Genomic DNA, 616 nt, shown 5'->3' with positions numbered 1-616 from the left:
CCGATGCCAGCCGCCGGGTCGCCGGCAGCCGGGTCCCGGGCGCCAGCCGCCCGTCCCGCACGGCGTCCCTGAGGGCCCGCTCGAGCCCGGCCCGGCGGCTGGCATCGGAGCTCGGGATCTCGCGGGGCACCGCGAAGGCGGCGTACGACCAGTTGGTCGCCGAGGGGTACCTGACCGCGCGACAGGGCTCGGGCACCCAGGTCGCCGCGCTGCCCACCGTCGACACGGAGGCGCCCGGAGCGGCGACACGCGCGCGGGCGCCCCGTTTCGATCTGCGGCCCGGCAGCCCGGACGTCGGGGCGTTCCCGGCGGCGGCCTGGCTGCGGGCGCTGCGCCGTGCCATCGCGACGGCACCCTCTCTGGCGTACGACTACGGCGATCCGCGAGGCCGGAGCGAGCTGCGTACCGCGCTGTCGGGCTACCTGGGACGGGCGCGCGGGGTGATCGCGCCGCCGGAGCGGATCGTGATCACGTCCGGGTACGTGCAGGGGCTCGCCCTCCTGACCCGCGTGCTGGACGGCGGCACGGTCGCCATGGAGGACCCGGGGCTGCCCTTCCACCGCGAGGTGGTGCGGCGCAACGGCGGGAGCGTGGTGCCGGTACGGATCGACGACCG

1 protein-coding gene is annotated in these 616 nt (G+C 77.4%); it reads left to right on the top strand.

The window, feature by feature from the left end:
- The coding region (locus BZY54_RS46445) for an aminotransferase class I/II-fold pyridoxal phosphate-dependent enzyme (RefSeq protein WP_279634773.1) at positions 1-616 on the top strand (616 nt) is incomplete at both ends.

This window comes from Streptomyces carpinensis (assembly GCF_002154505.1).
Classification (GTDB): Bacteria; Actinomycetota; Actinomycetes; order Streptomycetales; family Streptomycetaceae; genus Streptomyces; species Streptomyces carpinensis.
This window is presented reverse-complemented; position numbering and strand designations above follow the sequence as displayed.